We start from the raw sequence: 24556 nt of genomic DNA on the forward strand, positions 1-24556 counted from the left end.
CACGCTACTTCGGTGTTTTGTGTCCCTAGTCAACGCTAGAATTTCGTACGTTGACTGGGTTCTGGCACCGAAGTGGCACCTAACCCAGAAACCCAGTAAATATGTAGCGAGAGGCTTCACATAAGGTTGTGAAGCAAACTACGAGACGTCCAGGAGGACAAACACATGGCAAAGGAAAAGTACGAGCGTACTAAGCCGCATGTTAACATTGGTACCATCGGTCACGTTGATCACGGTAAGACTACCTTGACCGCGGCTATTTCTAAGGTGCTGCATGGCGAGTATCCAGATCTGAACCCTCAGTATGACTTCGATCAGATCGACGCCGCTCCAGAAGAGAAGGAGCGCGGCATTACCATTAACATCGCCCACATCGAGTATCAGACGGCTGCACGCCACTATGCTCACGTGGACGCCCCAGGCCACGCTGATTACGTTAAGAACATGATCACTGGTGCCGCTCAGATGGATGGCGCAATCCTCGTGGTTGCTGCTACCGACGGTCCAATGGCTCAGACCCGTGAACACGTCTTGCTTGCTAAGCAGGTCGGCGTTCCAAAAATTCTTGTTGCTTTGAACAAGTGCGATATGGTTGACGACGAAGAGCTTATCGATCTCGTTGAAGAAGAGGTCCGTGACCTCCTCGAAGAAAACGGCTTCGATCGCGATTGCCCAGTCATCCGTACTTCCGCTTACGGCGCTTTGCATGATGACGCTCCAGACCACGACAAGTGGGTAGAGACCGTCAAGGAACTCATGAAGGCTGTTGACGAGTACATCCCAACCCCAACTCACGATCTTGACAAGCCATTCTTGATGCCAATCGAAGATGTGTTCACCATCTCCGGTCGTGGTACCGTTGTCACCGGTCGTGTTGAGCGTGGTAAGCTCCCAATCAACACCCCAGTTGAGATCGTTGGTTTGCGCGATACCCAGACCACCACCGTCACCTCTATCGAGACCTTCCACAAGCAGATGGATGAGGCAGAGGCTGGCGATAACACTGGTCTTCTTCTCCGCGGTATCAACCGTACCGACGTTGAGCGTGGTCAGGTTGTGGCTGCTCCAGGTTCTGTGACTCCACACACCAAGTTCGAAGGCGAAGTTTACGTCTTGACCAAGGACGAAGGTGGCCGTCACTCGCCATTCTTCTCCAACTACCGTCCGCAGTTCTACTTCCGTACCACCGATGTTACTGGCGTTATCACCTTGCCAGACGGCATCGAAATGGTTCAGCCAGGCGATCACGCAACCTTCACTGTTGAGTTGATCCAGGCTATCGCAATGGAAGAGGGCTTGACCTTCGCAGTTCGTGAAGGTGGCCGTACCGTTGGTTCTGGTCGTGTGACCAAGATTCTTGCCTAGTATTTTTTCTAACTGAAGATATTAGTTAAGTCTTAGAAAAGACCCCATGAGGAAAATCGTGGGGTCTTTTTGTATTTTCTGTTGAAGAATTACACATAGATCGTTTTGTGTTGTTTGGTGTGTTGTTTGGCGTTGTTTAGCGTGTTTTGAATTTTTACTTTTTTATAGTTATCACAAAAATTATCACAACATTGTTTTTTTTTTAAATGTTATTGTGTAAATGGCGAAAGTGTGTCTGAGAGTCAGTCTTTTGTTGGAATATTGGGGTTATAGGCCAAAAAGTGTGTAATAAATCATGTCTCACGCATTGCAATACAAGGGTTTTGCGGTAATCAAATCTGTTTTCTGCACATTCGCCACCCGGATAAAAAGTGTGTAAAAAATCAGTTCATAACCCTTATAGCAGTACGGCTCGCGGCATATCGAATGTGGGTTATTTCTTATGTTCTTTGGTGTTCGAAACATGTATTAGCTGAATATTTAACAATAAATCGTCAAACGCTGTTACTGTCGCAGATTACGTACTGCACTAGTAACATATGACCCTTACTTTCTCAGTTGGCTGACTGAGTTATTAACAGTGTCGTGCCTATTACCGTTATTTTCTCAGTTCGTTAACTGAGTTATTAACGGTGTGTGTACTGTGGCTTATACGCCAGAAGATTAATCAGCTTAGCTTTACACACTTTTTAGCCTATAGCCCATAAATCATATGTGAATAATGAAAAATCTAAATACGAAAAAACCCAAGCCGCAAAGCTTGGGTTTTGTTTGTGCCCCCTCAGGGATTCGAACCCTGGACACGCTGATTAAGAGTCAGCTGCTCTAACCAACTGAGCTAAAGGGGCGTTGGTCATTTCTTGAGCCGAGTAATAACTATACTCAGAATCGATTTATTTGCAAGTTACGGCGTGTCGTGTTTTGTTATTAGTGCTATAACACTTTTTGGTTTCACATTTTATATTTCGGAAAAATTTCGATAAGAAGTTTATCTAAAGTAACATATGTTTATAAATATAAGCAATATTTATAAAAAATAGTAACAAAAAACGAGTTTTGAATCTTTTGTGTGAACAACATGTTAATTTATAGTTGTATAATCAACGCAATTCTGAAAAATTTTCTCTTTAGAAATGGCTATATTTAGCCGTTCTTTGTGGGTTGATTCGTATTTTTTAACTGTTTATGCATAAAAATTTACATATTTATGTTTTTTTTTATTTTCCTCAATGCTAGGCTTGTGAAAAATATTTTATAAGTATTTCATTGAAGGAGAGCGTATTTATGAAGTTCAAAAGAGCATCATATTTAACTCGCTTAGCTGCATTAGGAGTTGCTACAGCAACCCTTATCGTGCCGCTTTCCGGATTAACTACAGCATACGCAGAAACTGTATCAAACGTAAATGTTAATAAAAAATCTGATAAAACCACAATTTCTGGTGCAAATAAATTGCTCAGCAAAGCTGCTGATTCAGGTCATGTGCCTACAGAAGCAGAAATTAAAAGAGCTATTAAAGATTTTGCTGAAAATAAAAAGAATGAAGGTACGGAAGAATCTTATAAAGGTTCATTGCTTGAAAAAGCTATAGAAGATTATAAAAAAGCGTATAAAAACGAATTTGACTTTAATTCTAAAGAAGAAGTAAATGTTGTAGTTACTCTTAAAGGTAAAGGTGGCATTGGAAAAAGTATTGCTTCAGAACGTAAGAATCAACAAAATAAACTTCTCCCTCAATGGTGCAAAAAATATAAGATGAAGGTTCGCCGTCAGCTTGGATACTTGGTGAATGCATTTGAGGTAACCATGCCTCAGAATATGGTATTAGAACTTAGAAAAGAGCCTGAAATTGAATCTGCTCACAAAGCACGTAAATTCCGGACAATGGAAAACAATGCACGTGTTTTACAAGGTGTAGGTGAGGCTTTTAAAAAGTATAAGCTTGATGGCACTGGTATGCTAGTTTCAATTATTGATACCGGTATTGATATGAATCAGCCAGATATGAAGCTCGATGAATCTGCAAAAGCTCATATAAAAATGAAACCTAAGCCTGGTTTTACAGATAAAATTCCTGACGGCTATAATTTTGCAGATCAAAACGATAATGTTAGAGATGATATTAGTGAAGAACAGCATGGCATGCATGTAGCTGGTATTGTGGCTGCTAATGGAGATGAGACAGGTAAACCAGCAGACAAGAATTGGCGTGTAGATGGTGTTGCTCCAAACGCACAGCTACTTGCTATGAAAGTGTTCTCGAATGAAGCTAGCAGATCTGGCGGTGCTGATGATGCTGATATTGCTGCTGCTGTTGAAAAATCCGTTGAGCTTGGTGCGGATATTATAAACATGTCGCTTGGTTCTATCAACGGCTTTAGTGGAGCCTCAAATATTACAGGTTTGGCATTAAAGAAAGCTAGAGCTGTTGGTGTGCTTCCAGTTATTTCTGCCGGTAATTCAGGTTTGAATTTTTCGTCTAATGGTGAAATAGATGATGTTTTTGGAAAGTTAGATGATGCGACTCTTGGCACGCCTTCTGCATTCCCTGAAGCTTTCAGTGTTGCTTCTGTTGAAAATTCAGTTATGACAGAGAAAAAAGCAACTTATAAAGTAGATGGTTCTAGTAAAGGTACAGATATACTTTATAGGTTGGCTACAGGCAAACCTGATGGTCAAGAGCGTGAAGTCGTTTCTGTAGGATATGGAAGATCATACGATGATGATTCAGATGATCCTGATATAGATGAGTACGATAGCGTAAATGTTCACGGTAAATATGTATTAGTTGAGCGCGGTAAAATCAATTTTGCTACAAAATTCAAGCATGCTTTTGAAGCTGGTGCCGCAGGTATACTTGTTTACAATAATGATAAAGGTACAGAACAATTCCTTGGTATGGCTGGTATTGAAGGATTTGGCAAAAAATTTGGAGTGTCGATTAGGCGTACTGACGCTTTAAAAATGCTCGATGATCTTAAGCAAAATAAGAAAGTTAAGATTTCTTTCAGCAATGATTATGTAAGCGCTCCAAATCCTGATAGCATGCATCCTTCAGGATTCTCTTCGTGGGGTTCAACGCCAGAGCTCGACTTTAAGCCTAATATCGCTGGTATCGGTGGTAATGTATTTTCTACTCAGAACGGTAAAGGCAATTATGTAAACATGTCGGGTACCTCTATGGCTGCTCCAAATGTTTCAGGTCTTTCTGCACTTATGGTGCAATATTATAAGAATCGTTTTCCTTCTATTAGTAGAGTAGAACGCGCAAAGAGAGCAACTCAAGCGTTGATGAATACTGCGAAGATTCTTACTGATGATGGTAAAGATACGGGCGTTCCATATGTTCCTCGTCAAATCGGTGCTGGCTTGGCACAGGTTGACAAAGCTATGGATACAAATGTTATTGCTACTGTTAACGGTGAATCTTATGTTCCTCTTCGTGAAGTTAATGGTGAAAGAACTATTAAAGTAGATTTGCACAATTACGGAAGCAAAGATTTAACTTTCAACGTTCCAACTCAACAAGTATTAAATGAATCAAACGAAGCTAATAAAAATACTGTTACAAATATAAGTAAGAATGAGGATTTGACTCCTCAAAATTGCAATGGCAGTATTTTAGTAAAAGCTAATAGTGTTGCAACAGTTGAATTTAAGCTTAAGCCAAATACTAGTAGAAATCACTATATTGAGGGTTATATTCGATTTGAATCAAAAGATTCTAATCAACCAAACATCTCAGTTCCATATCTAGGTTTCGTTGGAGATTGGAATAAAGAGCCAATTCTTGTTGATCCTAGTAAGGAGTATTCTTCAGATATTAAAGCAAGTACAACTCTTGTTTCTGCGGTAAGTAATACTAATAAAGTAAAGGTGAATCGTGAGGGTGAAGCTACTAAATTAGGTTCATTCTCTCCTAACAAAGATAAGCTTTTAGACACTATCATTCCATCTGTAATGATGTTCCGTAGTGCTGAAGAAGTCAGATATTCTATATATGACAGTAAGGGCAACCTTGTTAAAGATTTAGGTTATGACAATTATCTTAGCCGTAGTGATTACAGGAGCCTTAAAGGAAATGCTCATGGTAATGAGAGTTCTACTGGTGAATGGGATGGTAGTGAATACGATCCTAAAACCGGTAAAGAGGTAATTGCTCCTGATGGAATATATACGTACAAGGTTACAGCAAAATTGTCTAAGAATTCTGATCGTTCACAAACCTACACTATGAAGGTTGGTCTTGATACCAAAGCTCCTAAGATTAAGGTTTCTGACCGTGACTCTAATGGTGATGTGATTATTACTGTCACTGACGATTTGAGCGAAACTTATGTGCCTGATATTCATATAAATGGCAAATGGTCTGCAGTTAGAAATGTAGATAAAACATGCCAGGAAAAAGATGACAAGGGTGCTTGTAAGTTAAACTTTGATCCTTCTAATCCTGCGACAAAGCATACTTATAAAGTTCATATTGGGTCTGATGCTAAATTCCTTTATGTCTCAACTAAGGATTCTGCTGAAAATAAAAGTGGTTATGTTTATAAGATTTTTAAGGATTCTAAGGATTCTAAAGATGTTGTTATAAATGGAGCCTCTAAGCTTGCAAGTAAGACTATGGCCATTAGATTCATGTCTAAATTCGATGGTGACAATAATCTTTATCTTCCTATCGGCGGTTATGCTTCCGATGATGTGAAAGATATTAAAGTTTCGGTTACCTATAAAGATAATGGGAATAAGACTGTAACTGTTGATGATGAGCATAAGAAATTCTTCAAAGATAAGTCAGCTTTTGCCGCCTATGTTCCTCTTGAGAACGGTGTTAATCATATTGTTGTTACAGGTTTAAACAATGAACGTAAGCCAATTGGTAATGATGAAGTTGATGTAACTTTCAATGCTCATGCTCCAAATATAACAGTAACCAATTTGAACAAAAATAATAATCTCGATGTTCTTAAAAACGGTGAGGTTACTATTAAGGGCAAAGTTACTGATGATAAAGGTGACAAGCTTTCGATGCATTTGGATTATGTTAAGACAGCGCAAACTCCTGATGGTGGTGTTTCCGTTGGTAGCGGTTCTTCTTCTGGAGAATTTGTAGATCCTGATGATGTAAAGCTTAATGATGACGGTTCATTCGAAGTTACTATTAAACCTGATGCTACTGCTTATACAGTTACTTTAACTGCATCTGATGGTGCGAATGATTCTTCTAAAGTGTTTGCTTTAGAAGGTCGTACGAAGCCAGTAGATAAGTTTGATAGTGAAGTTCATAGGATATTCAGCAAGGATTATGACTTTGAAATAGATAAGGAATCCGCAAATAAGTTTGAAGGAATTAACACTTATATAATTCAACCAAAATTGAAAGACGGTAAGCCAAATCCTAATATAAGTGGTAATTCCTTTACAGTAACAGGTAAAGTTGGACCTAAGATTTCAAACATAGTGTTCACGCCTTCTGCTGAAATAGTTGACGGTCATATGAAATTGAAAGATCCTATTGTTGCTTTAATTAAAGATGGTCATTTTTCTGTGACGCTTCCTATGCATGTTGGAATAAATGATTTCCGTATGCAACTTAAAGAAAAAGTTAAGAAAGAAGGGTCAACAGAGGAATTAGAGAGAAGCTTCCTTGATACTAAGGCAAGATTCTACTTTGACGTAAATCCAGCTAAGGCTGTGTTTAACGAACCTATTGTTTACGGTAATAAATTGTTCACCAATAAAGATTCTGTGGACTTCAAGGGTTCTATGAGCCAGGATTGCTTTGGGTATTCTCTGTTTATAAACGGAAGTATAGTTAGTGAATTCTTCTCAACAGATGGTGGTGGTGAAAAGGTAAACAAGTCATTGTTTAACAAGAATTTTGCTGTAAAAGATAAGGATATTATTCATGTAGAAGTGAATAATACAACTGCTTCATCTTTGGAAACCTTCATACCTGTAGTTGTTGATAAGAAGGATCCTGAAGTTAATATTGGTGTGGAAAGCAATGAAACTATTAGTGATAATAGATCCATCAAGGTGAAGGTCAAGGATAATAATCTTCAACTTGCAAAAGTATATGTTGATGGAAAAGTTGTCGCTTCTGCTAAAAATAATCTAGTTAAGAAGAATATAGAAGATATTCTTGTAGATTCTGATAATAGTAAAGATAATGCTGCTGTTGTTGCTAGCAAGCCGGGTGAGACTGAATTCAGTCTTGATATTCCAACTGCTGATTTAAATAACGGTAGTCATACTATTAGAGTAGAAGCTGTTGATTACGCGGGTAATATTACGACTAATACGAACGCTGATAGTGATACGGTTTCTAAGGTAATTGTGATTGACAGAAAGAAAGAAAAGAAAGATACGCCTCAAGGTCCATCTGAACATTCTGGCTCTTCTAATACTTCTGTAAATCCACCTGCTGAGTCGACTTCAGCGCCTAAGGCTCCTGAATCAATAGCAGATCTAAAACAATCACTTAAAGGTGATCTTGTAGTTGGTAATCGCTTGAATAACTTTGCTCGTGCTGGTAAGAGCAATCCTGTTGTTATGCTGATTGCTGGAATGAATGATTCTGCTGAATCTGGTTCTGAGTCTCCTAATGCTAAAGTTTCTAGTGATACAAGTGCATTCATTAACCAACTTAAGAAGAATAAGTTAGCTTATGCTTATGCTTACATTTATTCTTCGCCTGTGCTATTGCATGGTAAAGATGGATCTAAGTATGTAACGGTAACGTTAGGTGATGATGGGTTGCCTCGCTTCGACGCTAAGATCCCAGAAGGATATTCAGGTGAGTATACGATTGTTCTTCTTGATGAAAATGGTTCGCAGATTGCATGGACTACTGTGTGGGTTATTCCAGCTAATGCAACTTCATCTGAAGAAACAATTGCAGAATATAATCTGAAATATTCTGAAAATAATTTCGGAAGTGTTTTGGGAAGTTCTTCAGGATTTGGATTTGATTCATATCACGAGAATTATGAATCTTCTAGCAATGCTGCCAATGATTATTTGAGCTCTGGTTACGCAAATGCTAGTGGATCTGCAAATGCAAGCAATGCTGATGCCAACGGTAGCGGAAGTAAGAACGGAAGCGGATCTAAAGCTAATGGTGCTGCCAATTCTGGTGCAAGCAATTCTGCATCTTCAAAGGAAGCTAATGCAAGTAGCATGCTTTCAAAGTTAAGTGCAACTGGTGTTGGAACAGTTTCCACTCTGGTTACAGTTACTTTGTTGATGCTAATTAGTGCTTTTGCGTTAATTGCTAGCAGATTGCGGAATCGAAGTATTAAATAATTGAATTTTAGATTCTGAAGTTGAATTTTAGATTCTATGATTCTAAATAATTAAGTACTCCTCATGCTTAATCGCATGGGGAGTATTTTATTGTGGGCACTACTGTCGAGAGTTATCGCGTGTTTGTCCCTCTTTGCAGTCAAGCTGTAAACATGACCTCGTCAAATATGATGCCGCAATTATTCCAGGATGATGCTTCGCAAGATATGCCGCAAGATTCGCAGCAGACGATTATGTCGCAGCCGCGCCAAACGTTCGTTCAGTCGCAGCCGCAGCCGCGCCAGCTTCCTCTGAAGGCAGCCGACACGACTGCCGAAAATCCTTGGCCGGTAAGCGTTATAAGCCAAAAGTTCCATGGTGCTGTAGAAAAGTGGCCTGCAGCTTGGGTAGAAGGTCAGATTGTTGAAATCAACATGAGAAGGTCTACGTCTGGCTACATAACGCTCAGAGACAGTAACGAAGACATTTCAATCTCCATAATGGGCTTTAGCAAGTTTGTTCAGCAATCGAAAGATTTGCGGCAGGGCGATAGAGTAGTAGTTCACGGCAAGGCGGATATTTGGGTAAAAGCAACGCGATTGAGCTTTGTTGCAGACGAAATTAGACGTGTTGGCGCTGGCGACTTAAAAGCGCAAATAGATGAGTTGCGCAAAAAGCTTAAAGGCGAAGGCTTGTTTGACGTGGAGAATAAAGTGCCTCTGCCTGAGTTCCCAAAGTGCATTGGTCTAGTGTGTGCGCCTCAAGCTCGCGCCGAGGGGGATGTTATTACAAACGTCAATTTGCGCTGGCCTGTAACGCGTTTTAAGGTGGTTCACGCGCATGTTCAGGGTGTGCAATGCCCAGCGGACGTAATTGCGGCCATTAAGCAGCTAGACGCAGACCCAGAGGTTGATGTGATTATTGTTGCGCGCGGCGGCGGTAGTTTTGAAGATTTGATTGGATTTTCGGACGAAGGCGTGGTTCGCGCTACGGCTGCTTGCGTAACTCCGATTGTTTCTGCGATTGGTCACGAAGACGATTGGACGCTTATTGATTTGGCTGCAGATATGCGAGCCTCTACTCCTACAGATGCAGCAAAGCGCGTTGTTCCAGATGTTAACGAGCAATGGCAGTTGATTGATAACGCTTTGCAACACGCGCGTATGAGGATTTCTGCGCGAGTTAGCAACGAGATTCAGCTTATTGAAGGCTACGCGAATCGTCCTAGCCTTACTAGACCTAGCACTATGCTGGAGCCGCATGAGTTGTTTGTGCAGCAGGCCGTTGAACGCATGAGGCATGGTTTGGTGCGGCTGCTTGACGACGCTAGTTTGACTGTTGAAAAAGCGCATGCCAGTATTACGGCTCTTAGTCCGCAATCAACGCTTAATCGAGGTTACGCAGTTGTGCAAATTAGCGGTGGGAAAGTACTCGATGATTCTAGTCGTGTAAAAACTGGCGATGATATAACTGTTACTCTTAAAAGTGGATTGATTACAGCTAGCGTTACTTCTGTAGAAAAGTCGTAAAGTTGTAAAATCTAAAGCTGTAAAGTCGTAAAATCTAAAAGTCTTAAAAATAAAAACGCAAAAATTTTAAATAAAAAAATCTTAAATAAAAAATTAGAAAAGGATAATTATGAGCGACGAAACAAAAGACGCAGGTGCAAAAGTTGACGCTATTAGCACGCTTAGCAGTGAAGAGCGGGCTGCGATTAACGCAATGCCTTACGAAGAGGCGCGCGAAAAGCTTGTGCAAGCTGTTAAAGCACTTGAGGCTGGCGGTTTGACTTTGGATCAGTCTATGCATCAATGGGAGCTTGGAGAAGCGCTAGCAAAGCGTGCGCAGGGCTTGCTTGCATCGGTTCGCGCTAAGTTGGACGCGGCTCAAGCGGAGCAGTCTGCTACGGCTGCAACTGCTGGAACGCAGTCTAATCTTGAATCTTGAGCAGGTTATAGCGTGTAAACCACGCTATAGTGTATAATTGCCATTTGTTGCCTCGGTAGCTCAGTGGATAGAGCACCACTCTCCTAAAGTGGGTGTCGTCAGTTCGATTCTGATCCGGGGCACTTTTTGCTAATGTTAGGGGATAGTGTTAGATTGTTTCTAACTTAAGCGATGATCCGTTATCGGCGGGGAGTTTTCGGAAGAACGGCGAGGATTCGTAAGATCCTCGCTTATTAGAACCGACGGGGTTGGCCCGTATAGCCAAACACGAGAGGCTGCAAGAGTTGCGTAAGCATCTTGCAGCAAGCGAGGTGGTACCGCGGCAATAACTGTCGTCCTCGCAGGGAAATATTCACCCTGTTGAGCGAGGAGAGCACAGTGAGCGAATCCACTAATCCAGCAACTAGCGCGTGCGCAAATACGTCTGCAAATCACGTATATCCGAAAGCAAATGTAACTGCATCAACGCAAGAAAACGCCGGCGCGCAAGTTGCACCAAATCCTTCCTTCCCAAAGCTTGAAGAATCAGTTCTCCAATACTGGGATGCAAACAACACTTTCCGCAAGTCAATCGAATACCGCCCGTCTGGCAAAGGTAGCCAAAACGAGTTTGTGTTCTTCGATGGCCCTCCATTCGCAAACGGTCTTCCTCACTACGGCCACCTTCTCACAGGCTATGCAAAAGACGTGGTTCCGCGCTATCAGACTATGCGCGGCCGCAAAGTAAACCGCGTTTTTGGTTGGGACACTCACGGACTTCCAGCAGAGTTGGAAGCGCAGAAGGAACTCGGCATCGAGTCGGTTGAGCAAATCGAAAAAATGGGCATCGCGAAGTTCAACGATGCTTGCCGTGCCAGCGTTTTGAAGTACACGAACGAGTGGCAAAACTACGTACATCGTCAGGCTCGCTGGGTTGATTTCGAGCGCGGCTACAAGACACTGAACATTCCATATATGGAATCCGTAATGTGGGCATTTAAGCAGCTTTACGATAAGGGCTTGGCTTACAAGGGTTACCGCGTGCTTCCGTACTGCCCGAAGGACCAAACTCCACTTAGTGCCCACGAGCTTCGCATGGATGCGGATGTGTACCAGAATCGTCAGGACACTACCGTTTCCGTGGCTGTTAAGCTTCGCGACGAAGACGATGCTTACGCAGTATTCTGGACCACTACTCCTTGGACAGTTCCAACAAACTTCGCAATCGTAGTTGGTGCAGATATTGATTACGTGGAAGTTCGCCCAACTGAAGGCAAGTTTGCTGGCAAAAAGTTCTACATTGGTAAGCCTTTGCTTGGTTCCTACACTAAGGAACTTGGCGAAAACTATGAGGTTGTGCGCGAGCTTAAGGGCGCTGAGATGGCTGGCTGGCGCTACTATCCAGTGTTCCCTTACTTTGCAAGCGATTCTGCGCTCGCTGAGGGTGGCACTCCTGGTCCTAACGCTTTTACGATTTTCACAGCAGATTATGTTGACACCGCTGAAGGTACTGGCCTCGTTCACCAGGCTCCTTACGGCGAAGACGATATGAACACGCTTAACGCGCACGAGATTCGCAGCGTTGACGTGCTTGACGCAGGCTGCAAGTTTACAAGCGATTGCCCAGATTACGAAGGCTTGTACGTTTTTGACGCGAACTTGCCAATTTTGCGCAACTTGCGTGCAGGAGACGGTCCGCTTGCTCAAATGCCGGAAGATCAGCGCGCGTTGCTATTCCAAGAAAAAAGCTACGTGCACAGCTATCCTCACTGCTGGCGTTGTGCAACTCCGCTTATTTATAAGCCTGTTTCTAGCTGGTTTGTGTCTGTTACGAAGATTAAGAAGCGCTTGCTTGAGCTTAATCAGGAGATTAATTGGATTCCTGGAAACGTTAAGGACGGCCAGTTTGGTAAGTGGCTTTCTAACGCTCGTGATTGGTCTATTAGCCGTAACCGATTCTGGGGCTCGCCAATTCCAGTGTGGGTGAGTGACGATCCAAAGTATCCTCGCGTAGACGTTTACGGTTCGTTGGATGAGCTTAAGGCTGATTTTGGCGACTATCCTCGCGACGACGACGGCAATGTGAATATGCACCGCCCATATATTGATCGCCTTACTCGTCCAAATCCAGACGATCCTACTGGAAAGTCGCAAATGCACCGTATTACGGATGTTCTCGACTGCTGGTTTGAGTCTGGTTCTATGCCTTTCGCGCAATTCCATTATCCTTTTGAAAATAAAGACTTCTTCGAAGAGCACTTCCCATGCGATTACATCGTTGAATATATTGGTCAGACTCGTGGATGGTTCTACACGCTTCACATTATGGCTACGGCTCTGTTCGACCGTCCAGCTTTTAAGAATGTGATTTGCCACGGCATTGTGCTTGGCTCCGACGGTCAGAAGATGAGTAAGCATTTGCGCAATTATCCGGATGTGAACGGTGTTTTCAACGAGTATGGTTCAGATGCTATGCGTTGGTTCCTTATGTCTTCGCCAATTTTGCGCGGTGGCAATTTGATTGTGACTGCAGACGGCATTAGGGATACGGTTCGTCAAGTTATGCTTCCAGTTTGGAGCTCATATTACTTCTTCACTTTGTATGCGAACGCTGCAAACGGTGGTAAGGGTTACGATGCTCGCAGGCTTCGCGCGGACGAGGTTGCAGGACTTTGCAACATGGATCGTTATTTGCTTGCTCGCACGCGTTTGCTTGTTGAGCGCGTAGAAAAATGCTTGAACGAGTTTGCAATTAGCGATGCTTGCGCGGCAGTAAGCGATTTTATTGACGTGCTTACGAATTGGTATATTCGCGGCAGCCGCGACCGATTCTGGAATGAAGACGAGACTGCTTTCAACACGCTTTACACTGTGTTGGAAGTGTTTATGCGCACGATTGCTCCTCTTGCTCCTATGGAAGCAGAGGCTGTGTGGCGTGGTCTTACTGGCGGCGAATCCGTGCATTTGGCTGATTGGCCTTATTTGGTTGAGCCGCAAATGCTTTCAGATGGCGAGAAGAACCCTAAGGCTGGCGAAGTCACTGAGCTTGGTGCTGTTCTTGCGCACGACGATGCTTTGGTTGCTGCTATGGATAAGGTTCGCGAGGTTGTGTCTTCTACGCTTTCTTTGCGCAAGGCGGAACAGTTGCGTGTGCGCCAGCCGTTGGCAAACTTGACTGTTGTTGCAGAAAATACTGCTGCTGTAGAGCCTTACGAGCAGGTGCTTGAGCGCGAGCTTAACGTGAAGAATGTCACATTCTGCACTTTGCAAGATGCAAGCGAACACGGTTTGAAGATTGTTCACGAGCTTAAGGTTAACGCTCGCGCGGCTGGCCCTCGTTTGGGTAAGCAAGTGCAGTTTGCTATTAAGGCTTCTAAGAGTGGCGATTGGCGTGTTGACGAGTCTGGCGCTCCTGTTGTTATGACTCCAAACGGCGAAGTTGCGCTTGAACAAGGCGAGTATGAGCTTGTTAATCGCGTTGAGTCTTCGGATGCTCAAGCGGCTGCGAATACGGCTTCTTCTGCAATGCCAACTGGCGGTTTCGTTATGCTCGACACTGCTTTGACTAGCGATTTGCTTGCTGAAGGTTACGCTCGCGACGCTATTCGCGCTGTTCAGGATGCTCGTAAGGAGAACGGTTTGGATGTTACAGACCGAATCGCTTTGACTTTGAATGTGCCTAGCGTGGACGTTGCTAAAGTTGAGCAGTTCCGTGATTTGATTGCTAACGAAACTCTTGCTACAAGCTTAGAAGTTACTGAGGCTGATTCTAGCGCAACTGAGCTTAGCGTAAGTCTTAAGCGCGCGTAAAAAACACAACTAACAGCTAATTAACTAAACAAAAAACGTGCCGTTGTATGATTCATACGTCGGCACGTTTTGTTTGTCTTCGGATTTCGCATAAGTGTAGGCGAAATCGGGGTCGCGATACGCTCTAAGCGAAAAGTGAAGCAATGCGACACTCTGATTTTCTACACTTCCATACCTTCATATAAATTCGTTATGACAACAATACAAATTTATTCATGTTTGTATTTGTTAGTTTTATAGAAAAATTGCAATACGAAAGTGCAGGTAACGAAATGAGTGGCGATGAAAAGGGGCGGTGTATTTTATTCGCGTAGTAAGCGCGACTTATCAAGTGTTACCGCAATTGTTGGAATTGCAATAATATCACTGTTTGTTTTATTGGCGATTTTTGCCGACCTTTTTACTCTTATTACAGGTAATGATCCATATAGCGAAAATCCCGATGTTTTGTCGGATTCTTCGTTGCCTATAGGCATAGGCGGAATAAGCTCAAAACATTGGTTTGGCGTAACGCCATTGCGCGGAATTGACTTATTTGCAATCATCTCTCACGGCGCAAGGATCTCTCTTGGAATTGGCTTAGCTTCTACTGCAATCTCCGTTGTTTTAGGCGTTGTAATTGGCGTTATTGCTGGTTATTTTGGTGGTTTTGTTGATTTTGCAATTTCTCGCATTATGGACGTGTTCTTTGGGTTTCCGTTCCTAATCTTTGCGATTGCGCTTTCTGCGATTGTGCCTCAAACTTTCCCGCGTCCGCTTCTTTTAACTCTTATAATCGGCTTTTTTGGTTGGCCTAGTATGGCGCGATTGGTTCGCGGCGAAACACTTAGCCTTAAAAATCGCCATTTTGCTGTGGCTTCTAGAGTTATGGGCGCTAGTGCTTTTCATGTTTTGCGCAATCAGATTTTGCCAAACATGCTTCCAATAATCATTGTTAATACAACACTTTCTATACCAGGCCGTATTGCACTTGAAGCGGCACTTTCATTTCTTGGCGTTGGCATGAATCCGCCTTCGCCTTCGTGGGGACGCTCAATATCCGACGCAGTGCAGTGGGCATTGGTAGACCCGTGGTATTTAATATTCCCAGGTTTATCTTTGTCCCTGCTTGCGCTCGGGTTTAATATGCTGGGCGATTGGCTTTCTTCAAAAATGGAGATAGCAGCATGAGCGTTTTTCTTTACATTATTAGGCGCGTTGCAAGCGCTTTGGCTGTTATTGCTGTTATTGCAATGGCAATGTTTTTGATTTTCTTTATGACTCCAACAAATCCTGCTCAGCTTATGTGCGGCAAACCTTGCACGCCTGAGCGTTTAGCACAAGTTTCTGCGTTTATGGGAACTGATTTGCCTTGGTATAGTCAGCTTTTTAACTATTTACAGGGTATTTTTGTTGGCCGTACTTTTGGCGATTCTGCATCTGCCAGCGCAATTGTTTGCGCGGCTCCTTGCTTAGGATGGTCTTTTGCGCTTAATGAACCTGTTACTGGTTTGATTTTTAGTCGTTTTCCAGTTACAGCATCAATCGCCATTGGCGCTGCTGTTTTGTGGATGATAATTGGCGTATTTGCAGGCGTTTTGCAAGCTGTTAAGCGTGATTCGTGGATTGACCGCTTAATTGTAGCAATATCTTCGATTGGTATTTCGTCTCCTACCTACTTAATTGGTTTGCTGGCGATTATTGCTTTTGCGGTTTACATTCCCGTTTTTCCTACGGGTGGATATGTTAGCTTCTTTGCTAATCCTTTTGACTGGGCTTGGCATCTGCTACTCGCTTGGATTGTTTTAGCGTTGATAAATGGCGCTTTTTATGCGCGCATTACTCGTTCTACAATGATTAGGGAATTTGGTAAAGATTATGTGCGAACTGCAATAGCAAAGGGCATGCCTGATTCACATGTTGTAGTAAATCATGCTTTGCGAAATGCGATTTTACCAATATTTACAATGTTTGGTTTAGATCTTGGCGGTCTTCTTGGTGGAGCGGTTATAACTGAGCGTGTGTTCTCTATGCACGGGTTGGGTTCGCTTCTTTTAGACGCTGTTAAGACTTTTGATTTGCAAGTTTTGGTTGGAGTTACGCTGTTTTCGGCCGCTCTTGTAATAATTGCAAATCTTATTGTTGACGTCTGTTATTGTTTGCTTGATCCTAGAGCGGCTAAAGTCGCCCTTTAAAGTGGTGATTAGTGAGCGATTAAAATCGCCAGCAAAATCGCCATTAAGGTTGCAACTAAAGTCGCTACTAAAGTCTTCTTTAAATCACAATAATAAAAATTTTTAATAACTTTATAACTTTATAAAAAATTAAGGAAAAATCATGCAAAATACACAAAATATACAAAATTATTATCAAATCATCAAAAAATTTAATCGCGGTTTTGCTCTAAATATATTAAGAGCAATTGCTGTAATTCTAGTGTTTTCGCTGGTTTATGCATTTTCTGCTTGCGGAACTGCTGTGCAAAGTGGTCAAAACCTACAAAAAAGACTACCAAATGCTTCTGTGCTTAATAGCAATCCAAAAAAGGGCGGAACACTTACGATTCTAAGCTCTGAATCAAAAATGGATTTTGATCCTGCAAGAAGTCAGGGTTTGCCAATAACTTCTAATAGCCTAGTTTTCCGCGCTTTAACAACGTGGAAAGTAACGCCAAGTGGCAAAACGCGTGTTGTTGCCGATTTAGCAACAGATACGGGAACTGCTTTAGACGGCGGAAAAACTTGGAAGTACACTCTTAAAAAAGGCATTAAATACCAGGATGGAAGCCCAATAACGTCTAAAGATATTAAATATGGTCTTGAGCGTTCTTTTGCAAACTCGCTTACAGGCGGATTCGGTTACCACAAAGCGCTTTTGGAAGGCGCTAAAGACTATGCCGGTCCGTTTAGTGGCAAATCTTTGGATTCGATTGAAACTCCAGACAATCAAACAATCATTTTTAAACTAAATGCTGCTTTTGCTAATTGGCCTTGGGTTGCGTCTTTGGCGGCCTTTGCTCCCGTTCCGTTAAATTCTGGGAATGCGCAGGATTATGGTAAAAGCCCAGTTGCTTCTGGACCGTACAAAATTGTTGAAAACGAAGTTGGCAAGCAAATTGTTATGGTTAGAAACACTAATTGGGATTCCAGCGCGGATTCAATTCGAGCTAATTACCCAGACAAGATAATTTGGAAGTTTGGTGTTGATCCTTCTGTTGCTGCCCAATCTATGATTCAAGGCAATTCTGGCGCAGACAATGCTATTCTTGCAGATTTTGTGCCTCCAGCTCAACGCGCACAAGCTAAAGCAAGCTACAAGTCGAGCAATCTTTTAGTTACAAGCGGTGACGGAGCGTTGGAATATTTGGCCATGAACAATCGCCGTATTAAAGATGTTAAGATCCGAAAGGCGATTCAGTACGCTGTAGATAAGCAGTCGTATCAGCGAGCAAAGGGCGGTGCGGTTGCTGGCGGTTTTGCAACAACGCTTATTACTCCAGGCGTAAGCGAGCGCAAAGTCTATAATCTCTATTCTGCAAATCCGCGTGGGGACGTAGAAAAGGCTAAACAATTATTAAAGGAATCGGGTAAATCTAAACTAAAGTTTAGTCTTATTGCTCGCCCAGATCAGGCGCAAGTGGCATCTTCTATTCAAGCAAGCTTAAAGCGCGTTGGAATTGATGTTTCTATACGAACTGTGGATTCGCAGATTTTTACCGATATGATTACTGGCGATTCTGGCGACTACGATTTAGCTTTGTCTAAATGGCAGCCTGATTTTCCTTCTGCGTATGCAAATATTGGTCCGCTTTTTGACTCTTCGCAAATAGGCGGCGGCAATTGGAATATATCTCGCTACTCGAATCCAAAAGTGGATTCCTTGATTCGTCAAGCTGTTGGCGTTATAGATAAGTCGCGTGCAGATTTGCTTTGGCAGCATGTTGATAAAGAGATTATGCGCGATTCTCCAATCGTTCCGCTTATTTACTCTAAGAACACTTATATTCACGGAAGCAATGTGGAAAACTTCTTTGTTGGGTCTTTCCCGGCTTATCCAAACTATGCGCGAGTTTCGCTTAGAAACTAGAAAAGGATTTAAGAAAATGTTGGAAAATCGCGAAAACCCAGTGCTCAGCGTTAGTAACTTGTCTATTGCGATTGGCAAAAATCAGATTACGCATAACGTATATTTAAACTTATATGCGGGCAAAATTAGTGCGCTGGTTGGCGAATCTGGTTCGGGAAAGTCCTTAACTTCGTTGGCGTTAATGGGTCTTCTTCCAGGCGATTTTAGTGTTTCTGGCAAAGCGGTTATTAATACAAGCGCTAATGACAGTTTGGATTTACTAAGCAATAATGCTCCGTATTCTTATATTCGTTCGGGGCTTATTTCAATGGTATTCCAAGAGCCATCTACAGCATTTAATCCAGTTATGCGCATTGGCAAGCAAATTGAAGAGTCATTAAAATATCATCACGAAAAGTTTGGCAAGATGAGCGCTCGCGCTAAAAAATCGCGAGTTCTTGATTCCCTTAGCGAGGTTGGCCTAAAGGATGTAAATCGCGTTTATAGGTCTTATCCGCACGAACTTTCTGGAGGGCAGCTTCAGCGCGCAATGATTGCAATGGCAATTATTAATCAACCTTCTTTGCTTATTGCAGACGAGCCTACAACAGCTTTGGATGTTACAACTCAGCGTAAGATTTTGCAGCTTTTGCGCGATTTAGCTAAAAAGCATAATATTGCGGTTTTGATTATTACGCATAATATGAGCGTTGTTAAGGCTGTTGCAAACACAGTTTATGTTATGAACAGTGGCAGTATTGTTGAAAGTGGGCTAGTTAAAGATGTGTTTTCTAATCCTAAAAACAGCTATACGCGATCTCTTTTAGACTCTATTGTTGATTTTGATATTAGTAATTTAGCTAGCGAATCAACTAGTTCGGAGGCTGGCGATTTTTGCGTAAACATTCAAAATGTTTCTGCTAAATATGCTAAGTATTCTAAAATTTTCAACCCTTCTAAATACGCAATAAGTGATTTGAACCTTAATATTTTAAGGGGGAAAACGCATGCGCTGGTTGGCGAATCTGGTGCTGGAAAAACAACGATTGCAAAGCTTATTTCTGGTCAGCTTAAGCCAGAATCTGGCAGCATAAGCATAGAGGGTCTTAATTTATACTCCGATTGCAAAAAACGCGCAAATCGCAAGATTTTAAGCAATATTGGGTTCATTTTCCAAGATTCTGGCTCGGCGCTAAATCCTTTAAAAACTGTAGGTTGGAGCATTGCCGAGCCTCTTATTGTCAATAAAAGTCTTAGCGAAGAAGAGCGCAAAAAGCGCGTGGAGCTTGTTCTTAATCAAGTGCATTTGCCATTAAGCTTAATAAACAGGTTCCCGCACGAGCTTTCTGGCGGTCAAAAACAGCGAGTTGGCATTGCGCGAGCGTTAATAAATCGTCCTTCTTTGATTATTGCAGATGAGCCAACTTCGGCGTTAGATGCAAATCATTGCCTAAAAATCCTAAATCTTTTAAGTAGCTTGCAAAAGCAGTACAACTTTTCGTGCTTGTTTATAACGCATGATTTGGCTTTAGTAAGCCGCATTGCTAGCCAAGTTAGTGTTATAAAAGGCGGAAGGATTGTTGAGCAGGGAAGCGTTAAAGATGTATTGCGTTTACCTAAAAATCCATACACGCGCAGTCTTATTGATGCTGTTTTGCAATGATTATGTTTGTGCTAAAAAGTACCATTGTAAGAGTTTATTAGGAGGTTTTTATGTCTTCGTGCGCTCCAATAGGTGTATTTGACTCTGGGTTAGGTGGTATTTCTGTAGTTCGTGAGCTTCGAGAAGCAATGCCAAATGAGCGCATTATATACTTTGGGGATTCTGCTAATGCTCCATATGGCATAAAAACTCCGCAAGAAGTGCGTGAGCTTAGTTTTAAGATTGTTGAGCATTTTGCAAGTCTTAATGTTAAAGCTATTGTTATTGCTTGCAATACTGCCACTTCTGCTGCTGTTAAAGATTTGCGTGAGCACTATAGTATGCCGATTATTGGCATGGAACCTGCTCTTAAGCTTGCTTGCGATTTAGGTGGCGGCAAGCCTCAGCGCGTGATTGTTGCTGCTACTCCTTTAACGCTTAAAGAGCGCAAGTTTGCGGAACTTATGAATCGTTTTACGCAAGATCACCAAATTTTTTCTAGACCGTGTCCAGATTTGGTAGAAATTGTGGAAAATGGTGATTTAGGCAATAAAAATATTGTTATGAGTGCTTTGCATAAGTATTTTGATTCTTATGATTTAAACAATATTGATTCAGTTGTTTTAGGCTGTACTCATTTTGTGTTTTATAAAAGTTATTTTCGTGAGTTTTTGCCTGATTGCGTGAAGATTGTAGATGGTAATGCTGGCACTATTCATCATCTTAAAAGCGTCTTAGATTCAATGAATCTTCTTGCGGATAAAGATGACGAGGGGAGTGTTTTGCTCACTAACTCCGATTCAAGCGATCGTATTGCTAAGCTATCGCAATCTCTGCTTAATAGTGACTGCTGATTATAACTTTAATTTAAATTGCAGCTTATAAATATGTGATGAAATATGTGATGAATTTAGTTGTATAAGCTTTTGATTCAACTAAATATAGCATGACCGTATTTGCTTAAAATTAATAGCACGATTACGAATATCCATAGTGAGTCTACGATTAAATCGTAGTTAATTCTGTAATACGCGTTTAGAATTTTATTTTTTAATCCAATTCCTTGCGCGCTAACTGTTGCGTGGCTAAGTGACATGAATTGTATAGTAGTGCAAAACATTAGTACTAAGCACCATGGGCAAAGAACTTGTATTACGAACATTGATTGAGAAAACAGCCAATACGCGTACAAGAGTGCGCATAACCCGCCTACCCAACTAAATATCGCTAGCCATTTTGGAAGTTTTACTTTTGCTATTCCAATTACAGCAAGTGTTACAAATACGCTTTCGGCGGCTATTCCAAAGAAGGCGTTAGGGAAGCTTAGTTCGCCAAATCGTATGAATTCTGCTTGCCATGTTTGAGCTACTTTAGAGCATGATATGAGAGTGTTTATATCGCATCCAAGCGCTTTGTGCGGTGTGCGCGCAAGAGCTAAAGTTTCAGAAGATAATATTAGAGATGTTAGAAGGGCTATTGCAGAAGTAACTAGCATAATAGCGTAAACCCAAGTAGCAGAATGTCTCCAGCCTTTTAATGAGTTTGTTTCGTAAAGTGTTTTTTCGTCTACATTGTTTTCCGTTTTAGATAGCTCATTTATATTTGTGAGTTCTGTTTGTGAATTACAGCTATCCATAAGTACTCCTGTAAACGCTAATAATGTAGGGATTAATCGTTTATAAGATAAACGTTACATGCCACAGTTTACGATAATTGTATGACTGTAACTAGCACTAGCGCTGATATTGATTTTTTTGCAAACCCTGATGAGAATAATTCTGGTTGGGATTTGCATTGTCATACCTTTTATTCCGATGGTACAAAGTCGCCAGAAGATTTGGTAAATGAAGCTAAAACTATTGGTCTTAAAGGTGTGGCTATTACAGATCACGATACTACTGCTGGTTGGAGTGATTTTAAAGAAGCTGCTAATATTGCGGATTTTCCAGTTATTTTTGGATCCGAAATCACATCTGTAGAAGGTAATATATCTGTTCATATGCTTGCTTATCGTTATAATCCAAACGACGAGTGCATTATTGAAATGTTTGATTTAACAAGGAAACGTCGTTTAAATCGTACGCGTAAAATGGTGGAGCTTATGTCGCACGATTTTCCGATTACTTGGCAAGATGTTCTTAATCAAGCAGGTAAAGGGAATCTGACTACGATTGGCAGACCACATATTGCAGATGCATTGGTTTCTGCAGGTGTTTTTGAAACAAGATCTCAGGCTTTTGCAGGGCCAGTAGCGCCTCATGGACCTTATTACATTCCTACGCCTTCTCCCAGCGTTGATGAAGTTATTAAAGTTATTAAACATGCTGGGGGAGTGAGTGTTATTGCACATCCTGCGGATTATAGTAGGAATCCTGTTATTCTTTCAGACTCTCAAATTGCTTATTACGCTAGTTTAGGTCTCGATGGTTTAGAAGTGTATCATCGTGGTAATTCTTTAACGCAAAGACAAAGACTATTTGGATTAGCAAAAGACTTGGATTTGCTTGTTACTGGCGGCTCTGATTGGCACGGAAGCGGGAAACCAAATAGTCTTGGTGAAGAAACAACTAGCGACGAAGTAGTGAGTAAAATCCTAAATCGCTAGTTTTGTAATTACAATGCGTTGAAACCAACAGTGTGTGTTGGGGTATCTCCGATTATTGCATAGGCAAAAGAGTTGCTAGGTACAACAATTTTCCTGTTATTTTTATCTGTAATGGTGATTAATTTTTCGTCTTTGATTGCATTGGTTATAATATTCTGCACGTCTTCTTCGCTTTGTTCTGATTCAAAGCTGATAGTGTCGTTTACGTGTTTAACTCCGATTGTTACCTTCATTTTGTTTCCTTTAATACTTTTGATACTTTTAATAATTGGTTTCTTTGATTTTACTTAATATTTAGCATCTAATATTTAGCATTTACGAATTACTCAGTTTGTCTTTAGCATCTTTAATAGCTTGATCTGCATCTTTTAGCATTGGGATAATAATAGTTGCTGGCTTATCTAAATCTTCATTGTTATTTTTGCCAGTATTTTCTACATTGTTATCTTTGCTTTCGATGCTGTTATTGCTCTCAATCTTGCTTTCGATGCTTCCGTCACTATTCTTGTTACTATTATCGGCGTTATTGATAATGCTATTTATAACTTGTGTTTCTAGATTATCAGCAACAGATGTAGTTTTAGTAGCATTCGTATTATCAGACTCTTTGTAAGAATCTTCTTGCGCTTGTGAATTTGAATAGTTCACTTTTGTAGGGTTTTCACTCGTGCTGTCGTTATTGCTGTTTAAAGCAATTGTCTGACTTTTAGCACTTATATTGCTCTCATTTGTGGCATCAGAAGATTCAATAGTATCGTCTTTAACTATATCTCCTACAGTTAGAGAAGACGCAGGATTTGCGCTTGAATTGTTGTTTTGATTAGCATTTGCGTTTCTAGAATTGTTTATACGCGTAAGCTCGTGAGCAAGACGTTCTACTTGTGCTTTAAAGCGCATGATCCCAGTTGTATCCGCACGCTGCAAAGCTTGAACAAAGTCGCCAACCTGCTCCATTTGAAGCCATAGGTTTGCGCGAAGCATAATCATGCTGTCTAATCTGGCTCCTAGCATTCTTCCGTAAGCGCTAAGAAGTGCATTCCTATGCTGTTCATTAAGTTTTGCAAAAATCCACGCTAAATCTCGCGCAGGATCGTTGATTTGCATGCTCTGCCAATTGGTTATTGCAGTAATCGTAGATCCAGAAAATAGAAAATCTCCATCTTTAAAACCGCCGTGAACAGGGCAAGTGTCAAATGCCCACAATCCATCGGTTTCAAGCACTCTGGACCAGTTATCGGTGATTTCAGTAGGAATGTGACCAGCTTGACGTAGCCTTTTAATCCAAGATGTTAATTGTGCTCGAATCTGACCAGTAGTAAAAGTAGGGTAGCCGCCTTTTGTTAAAAATGCTGGGCTTAGTCGGTGAATTGCGCCCATGGCTGTGCCAGCGTTTACGCAATCGTCTGTTGTAAGAAGGCTTAATTCTCTAGCGCTTCCGTTTAAATGTGGGCAAATCAATACTGTTGGATTATTAAAATCTGCCTGTCCAAGTCTTTCGCCATATAAGCTGTTTGAATCAGATTGGTTATCTTCTTGTGTAGATTGTGTAGATTGCGCAGCTTTTGTATTTTGCGTATTTTGATTGTTCTGGTTTGAAAGGGAGCCAGGAACAAACTTAAGCATTTCTTCGTGTGCAAATCCAAGAGCTGCAAGTCCTTTGGTTTTTTGCAGCACCCATGCTGCTCTAGCTCTGTCGTGTAAGCGTTTTTGCCCTTTTTTCTCGGAGCTTACAAAAATGTCATAAAGGTTACCAGAAACGTCTTGAATAACGGCATGAGATATTCCCGCAGCGGCATCGGTGGCGTTTGCCTGCTCACTTTGGCGGGTTCCGGCGAATTGTACTTCTGGCATGACCGATGAGGCCAGCGCTACCAACT

At 41.6% G+C, this 24556-nt stretch carries 14 protein-coding genes and 2 tRNA genes; 12 read left to right on the forward strand and 4 right to left on the reverse strand.

The window, feature by feature from the left end; genetic code table 11:
* Positions 1-165 precede the first annotated feature (165 nt).
* Positions 166-1365, forward strand: a complete 1200-nt coding sequence (gene tuf, locus HXT20_RS01665; RefSeq protein WP_004112314.1) for an elongation factor Tu — start codon at positions 166-168, stop codon at positions 1363-1365.
* A 774-nt stretch (positions 1366-2139) separates the two neighbouring features.
* Here tuf and HXT20_RS01670 read toward each other — a convergent pair.
* Positions 2140-2213 (reverse strand) — tRNA-Lys (locus HXT20_RS01670).
* Positions 2214-2649: 436 nt separating this feature from the next.
* Between HXT20_RS01670 and HXT20_RS01675 the strand changes: the two genes are divergently transcribed.
* The 10 genes from HXT20_RS01675 (at position 2650) to murI (ending at position 20928) form a co-directional block, all read left to right on the forward strand.
* Entirely contained in the window at positions 2650-8673 is a 6024-nt protein-coding gene (locus HXT20_RS01675; protein WP_422114414.1) for a S8 family serine peptidase, read from the forward strand.
* Between the two features lie 152 nt (positions 8674-8825).
* Positions 8826-10181: an exodeoxyribonuclease VII large subunit gene (gene xseA / locus HXT20_RS01680; protein ID WP_042711320.1), complete on the forward strand. Its 1356-nt coding sequence runs from the start codon at positions 8826-8828 to the stop codon at positions 10179-10181.
* Positions 10182-10290: 109 nt separating this feature from the next.
* Positions 10291-10599, forward strand: a complete 309-nt coding sequence (locus HXT20_RS01685; RefSeq protein ID WP_004112318.1) for an exodeoxyribonuclease VII small subunit — start codon at positions 10291-10293, stop codon at positions 10597-10599.
* Positions 10600-10648: 49 nt separating this feature from the next.
* Positions 10649-10721: transfer RNA gene (locus HXT20_RS01690), tRNA-Arg, on the forward strand.
* A gap of 256 nt (positions 10722-10977) precedes the next feature.
* The gene (ileS, locus tag HXT20_RS01695) at positions 10978-14388 is read left to right on the forward strand and encodes a mupirocin-resistant isoleucine--tRNA ligase (protein ID WP_004574981.1); all 3411 of its coding nucleotides are present in this window, start codon (positions 10978-10980) and stop codon (positions 14386-14388) included.
* A 282-nt stretch (positions 14389-14670) separates the two neighbouring features.
* Entirely contained in the window at positions 14671-15558 is an 888-nt protein-coding gene (locus HXT20_RS01700) for an ABC transporter permease (protein WP_192381777.1), read from the forward strand.
* Positions 15555-16562 carry an ABC transporter permease gene (locus HXT20_RS01705; protein WP_004115673.1) on the forward strand — a complete coding sequence of 336 codons (1008 nt, stop codon included), beginning with the start codon at positions 15555-15557 and terminating at the stop codon, positions 16560-16562. The genes HXT20_RS01700 and HXT20_RS01705 overlap by 4 nt, the downstream gene beginning before the upstream one ends.
* A 142-nt stretch (positions 16563-16704) precedes the next feature.
* Positions 16705-18453: an ABC transporter substrate-binding protein gene (locus HXT20_RS01710; RefSeq protein WP_174190559.1), complete on the forward strand. Its 1749-nt coding sequence runs from the start codon at positions 16705-16707 to the stop codon at positions 18451-18453.
* Positions 18454-18469: 16 nt separating this feature from the next.
* Positions 18470-20095, forward strand: a complete 1626-nt coding sequence (locus HXT20_RS01715; protein ID WP_421786181.1) for an ATP-binding cassette domain-containing protein — start codon at positions 18470-18472, stop codon at positions 20093-20095.
* A gap of 50 nt (positions 20096-20145) precedes the next feature.
* Entirely contained in the window at positions 20146-20928 is a 783-nt protein-coding gene (murI, locus tag HXT20_RS01720) for a glutamate racemase (RefSeq protein ID WP_004115668.1), read from the forward strand.
* A 77-nt stretch (positions 20929-21005) separates the two neighbouring features.
* Here the strand turns inward: murI and HXT20_RS01725 are convergent, their stop codons facing one another.
* Complete coding sequence (locus HXT20_RS01725; RefSeq protein WP_004112337.1) at positions 21006-21710, reverse strand: vitamin K epoxide reductase family protein; 705 nt, start codon at positions 21708-21710, stop codon at positions 21006-21008.
* Positions 21711-21791: 81 nt separating this feature from the next.
* Here HXT20_RS01725 and HXT20_RS01730 point away from each other — a divergent pair, with 81 nt between their 5' ends.
* Positions 21792-22679: a PHP domain-containing protein gene (locus tag HXT20_RS01730; protein WP_004137925.1), complete on the forward strand. Its 888-nt coding sequence runs from the start codon at positions 21792-21794 to the stop codon at positions 22677-22679.
* An 8-nt stretch (positions 22680-22687) separates the two neighbouring features.
* Here HXT20_RS01730 and HXT20_RS01735 read toward each other — a convergent pair whose 3' ends face one another.
* Positions 22688-22912: a DUF3107 domain-containing protein gene (locus HXT20_RS01735; protein ID WP_004112344.1), complete on the reverse strand. Its 225-nt coding sequence runs from the start codon at positions 22910-22912 to the stop codon at positions 22688-22690.
* Between the two features lie 82 nt (positions 22913-22994).
* Positions 22995-24530: a phosphotransferase gene (locus HXT20_RS01740; protein WP_004575051.1), complete on the reverse strand. Its 1536-nt coding sequence runs from the start codon at positions 24528-24530 to the stop codon at positions 22995-22997.
* Between the last annotated feature and the right edge of the window lie 26 nt (positions 24531-24556).

The sequence above is a fragment of the Gardnerella sp. DNF00109 genome, from assembly GCF_049262845.1.
Lineage (GTDB): Bacteria > Actinomycetota > Actinomycetes > Actinomycetales > Bifidobacteriaceae > Bifidobacterium > Bifidobacterium vaginale.